This window comes from Paenibacillus sp. Soil522, assembly GCF_001428245.1.
Classification (GTDB): domain Bacteria; phylum Bacillota; class Bacilli; order Paenibacillales; family Paenibacillaceae; genus Pristimantibacillus.
This window is the reverse complement of record NZ_LMRV01000098.1, coordinates 480-8,080: the sequence shown is the minus strand read 5'-3', so window position 1 is coordinate 8,080 and position 7,601 is coordinate 480. Positions and strand designations below refer to the sequence as shown.

At 42.4% G+C, this 7,601-nt stretch carries 7 protein-coding genes and 2 pseudogenes; 2 read left to right on the top strand and 7 right to left on the bottom strand.

Features of this window, described 5'->3' with window-relative positions:
* A pseudogene (locus ASG81_RS33305) lies at positions 1-229 on the top strand (IS110 family transposase); the annotation flags it as partial.
* A gap of 583 nt (positions 230-812) precedes the next feature.
* Here the strand turns inward: ASG81_RS33305 and ASG81_RS26980 are convergent.
* Positions 813-1,364, bottom strand: coding sequence for an ImmA/IrrE family metallo-endopeptidase (locus tag ASG81_RS26980; RefSeq protein ID WP_200961627.1), 552 nt, complete (start codon positions 1,362-1,364; stop codon positions 813-815).
* Between ASG81_RS26980 and ASG81_RS34250 the strand changes: the two genes are divergently transcribed.
* Entirely contained in the window at positions 1,328-1,564 is a 237-nt protein-coding gene (locus ASG81_RS34250) for an integrase core domain-containing protein (protein ID WP_081417617.1), read from the top strand. The two genes, ASG81_RS26980 and ASG81_RS34250, sit on opposite strands and share 37 nt — an antisense overlap.
* Positions 1,565-1,778: 214 nt before the next feature.
* On the opposite strand, the gene ASG81_RS26975 is transcribed toward ASG81_RS34250, so the two are convergent.
* The 6 genes and pseudogenes from ASG81_RS26975 to ASG81_RS33295 all read right to left on the bottom strand — a co-directional run.
* Positions 1,779-3,122, bottom strand: a complete 1,344-nt coding sequence (locus ASG81_RS26975; protein ID WP_056641961.1) for a NosD domain-containing protein — start codon at positions 3,120-3,122, stop codon at positions 1,779-1,781.
* A 181-nt stretch (positions 3,123-3,303) separates the two neighbouring features.
* Positions 3,304-3,711, bottom strand: a pseudogene (locus tag ASG81_RS26970) (ROK family protein); the annotation flags it as partial.
* 6 nt (positions 3,712-3,717) lie between these two features.
* Positions 3,718-5,244, bottom strand: coding sequence for a glycoside hydrolase family 32 protein (locus ASG81_RS26965; RefSeq protein ID WP_056641959.1), 1,527 nt, complete (start codon positions 5,242-5,244; stop codon positions 3,718-3,720).
* 102 nt (positions 5,245-5,346) lie between these two features.
* On the bottom strand, positions 5,347-6,327 hold the full coding sequence (locus ASG81_RS26960; protein ID WP_056641954.1) for a PfkB family carbohydrate kinase: 981 nt from the start codon (positions 6,325-6,327) through the stop codon (positions 5,347-5,349).
* A gap of 182 nt (positions 6,328-6,509) precedes the next feature.
* On the bottom strand, positions 6,510-6,965 hold the full coding sequence (locus ASG81_RS33300) for a carbohydrate ABC transporter permease (RefSeq protein ID WP_056641951.1): 456 nt from the start codon (positions 6,963-6,965) through the stop codon (positions 6,510-6,512).
* Positions 6,966-6,990: 25 nt separating this feature from the next.
* Positions 6,991-7,452, bottom strand: a 462-nt coding sequence (locus ASG81_RS33295; RefSeq protein ID WP_442952965.1) for a carbohydrate ABC transporter permease, incomplete at its 3' end; no start/stop codon positions are given.
* Positions 7,453-7,601: the final 149 nt, after the last annotated feature.

Here is a 7,601-nt window from a genome sequence, read left to right as displayed (position 1 = left end):
TGGGCGCTCTCGCCTTCGACGTTTTATCTTCATGATGACCATGAGTTTAGTCGCGAATAATCCGGAGTTCAAAGCCATGCATGCCTACAATGTACAGATAAAGAAGATGAAGAAGATGAGGTCCATTATGAAGCTTTGTGGTAAATTAGCCAGAATCTTAGTTRGAATGGCTCGCAGCGGCGAAGCCTATAATCCTCCTAAAACGTTGCCTATTCAGCTAGCAGCTTAACCGATAATCTACCGTTTCGTTGTACGAGTTTTGGCTTATTCGCAGGATTTCAAAGAAAGCACGGAGTACCGGATAAATTAAACCAAAGGGCGCAGACCCGTACCGTTAGCAAGACCGGCCTCCACCCCTTGGACAGGCGTAACGAAGGAATGAGAGGGCATAGACCCGTTGAGACATGGGAGTGAGAACCTCCAGGGGCGGCGTGGAGAAAGCGTGCAGTAAATGGAATTATATGGGGCAGTATATATTCCCCTCTATTCCCGTACGCCTTCATGTTGCCGAAGTCTAAGACGGAGTTCCCCTTCTTGTCTTCATCCTTTACCAACCGGGCGAAATCCTGCGAATAAGCGAGCATTCGTGAGAAAATCATATCTTACCGAGGGAGTTTAGCCGCGTTCCTTCGGGATCACCCTTAAAGTGAAAATGCTCGTGATTGATTGCGTTTGTGTCGCCAACCGATTAAACGAATATGTTTGTGTCGTAAGACACACTCTCATCGATGAATCTTTTATGTATATTATTGGGCTGATTTAAGACATATAGTTGATCTCGATTTTCTGGTCTTATGGGTGCTAGGAAAAATTCACTTCCACCAGACTGCATTACCCCAAGGCTGGTCTTTTTTATTGATTGCTGATTGAGTTTTTGATACGAGTTTGTTAAAAAAAGTGTAGTCGGAACTTCCGCAATACTTTTTAATCTCTTCCATCATATTTAGATATCTATCTCGAATAGACGGATGAGATTCACTGGCCTCACATGGAGAATTGTCCCCGCAGGCTATTGCTAAAAAGGCGATGACAGGACCACAAAAATATACGGGTGAGTCAGTGTTAAATAATAATCGTTTCTCATTGTCTTTATTAGAAAACATTAAATTTAACGCAAATGCATCGGCAGCGAACTCCCATTCATGGTTAACATTGAATCCAGGTATTCTACGATTGGATTGCATGAATTTGTGAGAATTCTTCGTATGTTTTAAAAAATGATGTCCGATCTCATGAGCAATTACAAATGCAGTTGCGCCAAAAAATCCATTATAGATTTCCTCGCTATATACTTGTGAAGCTCCTGACGGAAGATTATGTCTAGTTAATAGGGCAGATAAATTTTGTTTTAGCCATCGTTCCATCTTATTCAAAGCTCGCTTATCCCTGGGATAATGCAGTAATAGAACCTTTTTTCAAATATATGAAGAAAGAAGAACTGAATCGTAAAAAATTTGCTTCGTTAAAAGAAGTAAAACTGGCTTGTTTCGAATATATTGAAGGGTTTTATAATCCTAGAAGACCTCATTCTGCCATTGTCATGCTTTCTCCAAACTTAAAATAAGACATTTTCTGGCAGTCTTCCTAAAGAAACATTCCTTTTTTTCTGTCTACTTTATTGGCATTTATCCAAATATGGGAAACACTATAAAAAGAGGCACTTCCATCGCTAGGAAGCACCCCAAAAATTAAATGACAAACGAAATAATTCAAGTGTCCGACTTGCAATTGAAACTTTGGAACAAAAACTACCACAAAAACATAGTTGAATATATTATTTATGCTCCTGGCGTTGGAGTGGCTCTGAATGCATTTACAGTCTTGTCCATAACAACCTGTGCATCACTTCCCGAATCAAGAATCGTATTTTGAAGCGATTCTTTTTCTACCAATACTGTTGTTACGGTAAGCGGCTCTGATGCTTCGGTAGTCAACAAAGCGTCTACTTGCGCAGAGAAACAAGAATCACTTATCTTGGCATGAACCTCCGTGGCAACAACATGATTATTAGAAATATAATTTCCATTACCCGAAACAATACGTATGATTACAGGTGTTGCACCTACCGGCTTGATGTTCTGAGTATTAATTCCTTCAGAAAAGTGATTAGCAATTACAGAATTATTATTGCCACTGATATAGAGGAGACCATACAAATCATCTAAACCATTGTCTATTCCCAGAAAAGGAGTCCAAGGTTCATGGTCACGTAAAAAGTGATTTGAAGAAACCAAGTTTTCCGAACAATTTTCCCTGAATACCACCATTCCTGGATAAAATGAATGAAGTCTATTATTTGTGATACTGGAACGTGTCACACCATCAAAATAGATACTGCTCGCACCTCGTGGAAAAACATTATTCGCTGTAATCAAAAGTCCACCAAAATTTTGAGCGTAAATTGAATATCCTTTAAAACCGGCTCCTATCAAGTTATCGGTTATTTTTGAAGCCTGTCCCCAACCTCGTAGTTCTATACAGTTACCACATTCAGCTATGAAATTATCATGTATAGTCAGTGCATCTGCATGATAAATAGTAATTCCATGCTCTAAATACACAAACCCCATGCCTGTAATCCGAAATGAGTCACAAGCACTTGCAACATAAATACCCGTTTTCCCGTTAGTGTATGTGTTTTCCGGATTTGTTTCTCCTGAACCATCTTCAATAAAATGCAAACCATCAATACAAAAGTCAGAAAACTCTACCGAACTTATTCGGGGATTTCCACTTCGTTCAACATAAAATGCAGCTCCTTTATATTCCTTGTCATTTACTTCTAGGGGAATATCTACGAGTATGCGACTTCCTCCCGGCCACAATTCATGCAAATCTGCCCATTCATTCTCAGAAGTATTAAAACGAATACTCGAAGATGTAAACCCGTGTCCAGAACCCATAATTTTAAGATAACTGATGTCTATAACTACTTGACTGCCAAGATGATAATCTCCCGGTGGAATATAGATAACCGCACCCGGCTTTCCGCCTTTATTCACATCAGTGTCTGTTTGCCTACTTTTAATATCTGCTATAATGCTATTGATTACCTCACCAATATCCTCATACGGATTACCGACAGGCCACTCTGTTACGTCGTAATAATTTTTACTAGCCATAAATAAATTCTCCTATCAATTTAGTGTATTTGTTCATAAACTACTTTTTCCTTGATATAGCTGGAAGTAAAGCCTTACGAATTCGTGCTTTTCCTGCCTACGCAAACTGCGCTTGCAGGGCCTAGCCGACGCTTACTTACGGCAGCTTCAAGATCCACGAATGAATAAACTATCCTTTGAAATAGAAGGCCTGTACAGCCCATGCCGGATGATCTGCAGGGATTTCTCTTCCCTTCATGTTGCATCTTTTTTCAATCGCCGGCCCCGATGCCATACCTTCCAGACAATCTCCATGATACGGACATAGCCCTTCAAAACCGTCCTCCGGGTGACGCCTCGTCAGTATATGTCCTCCTTCCGGATGCACGAGGCCGTGAACCAGCTTTCCTTCCGTATAAACGCCTACACCGATTCCTGTACCGATCGTATAGTAGACGCAGCTATCCATGCCTTTGGCAGCCCCCCATGTCGATTCTCCGAATGCGGCTTCGTTTACATCCGTGTCCCATTTGTAAGGAACATCGAAAGCCTTTTTCAACGTTTCCAAGAAAGGATAATTCACCCAGCCCGGCTTCAGAGTTGTATATATTATTTTCTAACTGTTCCTATCCCTTCCCTGCGCAGGGCACAATTTCCAGATATCGATTGAAATCAGATTGGCCTGATCCCCAGTTGCAAATACATCCATGTTTATGCTTGCTGGATCCGGATAGATATTATTGGTTACTGCCGTACGGTAATCGTCCGTATATACCTCTATAACACATGTGTCAATAAAGATATGAAGCTTCAACGTTTTATCGTCCGATGTTTCCAGTTTGGTCGATTGAATGCCTTCACTCCACCCGTCAGAGTGATTGCGGTTAAAACGAAGCTCCTTCGATTGCAGATTATAGGAAAGAATCGTTTGCTGCGTTCCATCGGAAGAAGCTCTTAATACAAAGCCGATCTCTTCAGCCTTACTTCCCTCCAGTTGGAATTCCGCCTTGATCTCCAAACAGTCGCTGCCGACATATTTGGGCAGTACAGCGGTTCCTTCTGGGGTAATGATTGTATTCTCTAAATGGTAATGCTCCCTCCTGAGCACTTTCAATTCCTCCACCGGTGTAAATTTCAACCTTCCGTCGGCGTCCAGCTCCACGGTCCTTGGAGCTGACATGGCCCCACACCAATGGTTTTTCTCGGTTGGTCCGAAGTTTTTGAACCAAGGCATCCAATCCCATGCGTTTAGCCAAGCAATGATAATTCTTCTTCCTTTGCCGTCAAGAAACGATTGCGGTGCGTAATAATCGAAACCTGTATCGATATCGCCCATTTCATCCCAGGTAAATTTGCCGCTTACATAATCCATGTCTCCAACGAGATAAATGGTTTTCCGGTCGCCCATCCCCATGGGCGAGAACATCAAGACATAACGGTCACCGAGCTGGAAAAAATCGGGGCATTCCCACATCGTTCCCATGGTTCCGTCGCTTTCCGCCAATACTCCGACATATTCCCACTGACGCAAGTCCTGCGATTTGTACAGCAACGCTTTCCCGACGCCATCTTTCCCTGAACCGATGACCATATACCACATATCACCATGCTGCCACACTTTTGGATCCCGGAAATCGGCGGAGCCGTCTTCAGGAGGACCGGGTATAACCGGATTTCCGGCGAATTTCTCAAAAGTGATTCCATCTTCACTGGTTGCCAGACACTGGGATTGAATGACTTTACCGTCCCGAATGATTGTTCCTGTGTATAGAAGCGTCAGAATACCGTTGTCATCCACCGCGCTTCCGGAAAAACAGCCGCCTCGCTCGTCCAGGTCATAAACTTCACTGGGCGCAAGTGCGATAGGCAAATGCTCCCAATGCACCAAGTCCTTACTTTTCGCATGCCCCCAATGCATGGCGCCCCATTTAGCCTCATACGGGTAATGCTGATAAAACAGATGGTACTCTCCCTTGTAGAAGATAAGTCCGTTAGGATCGTTAATCCAGTATGCCGGCGCCATAAAATGATACTTCAGCCGAAGAATGTCTTTGTTTACGGTATCTTTTATTTTTGCGATAGATTGCTCGGCTTTAAGCAAAGCATCACGGTGAGTAACCAATCCATTAGTTTGCGTCTCCATTTGTTTACTCTCCTTATATAAGCTGTTTATTTGAATAAAAAAACTGCGGGGAAATAATCATTAAAGGCTGAAACAATGAATGTATCTTTTAGGAATAGCTTTCTATTGATTACTCGTCTCTAAAAAGCCTGTCATCATAAACAATTTAACCTGCTCCAGATTCGGTATCGCCGGGATTGCTCCTTTTCTCATCGTAGTTAAAGCTCCTGCAGCGTTTGCAAACTGTACGAATTTTTCAATATCTAAAATAGTAAGTTGCTCTAATTTCATATAATTTTCCAATAAGTGAAATAAAATTGATCCAAAAAAAGCGTCGCCGGCCCCCGTTGCATCAATCGCTTTAACTCGATAGGCAGGGATACTGCCCACTTCCCCGCGCAATCTGTAAAAACAGCCTTTGTTACCCAGGGTGACAAAAATGACTGAAATGCCGTATTTATCCCATACCCATTTCGTTCCTTCATCCAAATCCATACTGTCTGTCAAAAAATGAAGCTCTTCTTCCGATACTTTTAGCACATCAGCGTAATGCAAGCCCTCTGAAATGATGACTTTGGCTTCGTCCAGTGAATCCCATAACGGTTCTCTTAAATTCGGATCGTAAGATATTAACAACCCTTGTTGTTTTGCAAATTTAACTGCTTTCATTGTCGCCGTCCTAAAAGGTTCGCCCGTCAACGAAACCGAACCGAAATGAAACACCCGACCTTTTCTGATTAGATCATAATTCACTTCATTCTCCTCTAGCATAAGATCTGCGCCCGGTTTTCGGTAAAAGCTGAACGAACGGTCTCCATCTTCTTTTAAATGAACAAATGCCAGTGTCGTATTTACGTTTTCAGCAAACACCAGACCACTCGATTCTATCCGATTATTCCGGAGTGTTTCCTCCAAGAAGTACCCGAATTGGTCATGCCCCACTTTGCCTATAAACGCCGTCTTTTTACCAAACTTAGATAAAACGGCTAAAACATTAGCGGGTGCGCCGCCCGGATTCCTTTCGAACAAAATATTGCCCTTCTCGGACAAACCGTCAGGGGTAAAGTCAATTAATAATTCACCTAGTGCCACAACATCATACATAGAGTTCGCCTCCTTATTTCCATGCGGCATAACGTTTCCAGACGGCTTCATTAACGAAAGAGATAGGAAGCCGGCATTTCACTCATTCCTTTACTGCTCCCATCGTCATGCCGCTTACAATATACTTTTGAATCATTATGGAGAAAATCATAACCGGTAAACTGAAACAGACAGCCGCNCACTCATTCCTTTACTGCTCCCATCGTCATGCCGCTTACAATATACTTTTGAATCATTATGGAGAAAATCATAACCGGTAAACTGAAACAGACAGCCGCGGCCGTCATAGGCCCTAAATCAAGATTATACGCGCCCAAAAATTCGGAAAGACCGACAGGCATCGTTTTAGCAGATGTACTGGTCATCATCAATGCCATCAAAAAATCGTTCCACGAAAGCATATAACAAAAGATGGAGGTTGTTGCCAAGCCGGGCAGGGAAATGGGCAGAATAATCTTTATAAACGCACCTAGCCTGCTGCAGCCATCCACGCGAGCCGACTCATCCAGCTCCTTTGGCAATCCATCAAAAAATCCGATCATCATCCATATCACGAATGGAATGTTAATGCTTGTATACACAAGGATCAACGCGAATTTCGTATCGTATAGGCCCAACTGGTTTATAATTCCGTACATCGGAACCGCCACGCTGATTAAAGGNATTAATGCTTGTATACACAAGGATCAACGCGAATTTCGTATCGTATAGGCCCAACTGGTTTATAATTCCGTACATCGGAACCGCCACGCTGATTAAAGGCACCATCCGCACGCCGAGGGTCAGCAATAAAAACATATTACCCAAACGGGAGGAAAACCGGGACAGGCCGTATGCGGCGAGCGATCCGAGAAATACACTTATTACGGTACTAGAAATTGCGGTAAAAAAGCTGTTGCCAAAATATTTTGCAATCGGAAGTAAATCAAACATCGTCCGGTAATTTTCCAATGTGAATACACTAGGAATTAAGGTCGGGGTAGATGAAATAACTTCAGCTGATTCTTTCAGGGAAGTCATGATTAAATATACGTAAGGGAATAAGAAGGCAAGCACAAACAATCCCGTTAAAAACAGGATTACCATGGAACTTACCGTTAATCTTTGTTTAGTGAACGTAGTCAATTGATAACCCCCTGTGTCATACTGCTTTCTTGTTCGGATTCCAYAACCGCATCATGAAAAACCCGCAAATTGACATTAACGCGACCATAAATAATATGGCAAGCGCACTGGAATATCCAACCTGATTATAACGAGCCATCGTGTTATAG

Bases quoted from the DNA above. Each gene is read 5' to 3' on its own strand.
- ASG81_RS26980 (WP_200961627.1), bottom strand. From the start codon at position 1,364: ATGGAACGATGGCTAAAACAAAATTTATCTGCCCTATTAACTAGACAT.
- ASG81_RS26975 (WP_056641961.1), bottom strand. From the start codon at position 3,122: ATGGCTAGTAAAAATTATTACGACGTAACAGAGTGGCCTGTCGGTAAT.
- ASG81_RS26965 (WP_056641959.1), bottom strand. From the start codon at position 5,244: ATGGAGACGCAAACTAATGGATTGGTTACTCACCGTGATGCTTTGCTT.
- ASG81_RS26960 (WP_056641954.1), bottom strand. From the start codon at position 6,327: ATGTATGATGTTGTGGCACTAGGTGAATTATTAATTGACTTTACCCCT.
- ASG81_RS33300 (WP_056641951.1), bottom strand. From the start codon at position 6,965: ATGTACGGAATTATAAACCAGTTGGGCCTATACGATACGAAATTCGCG.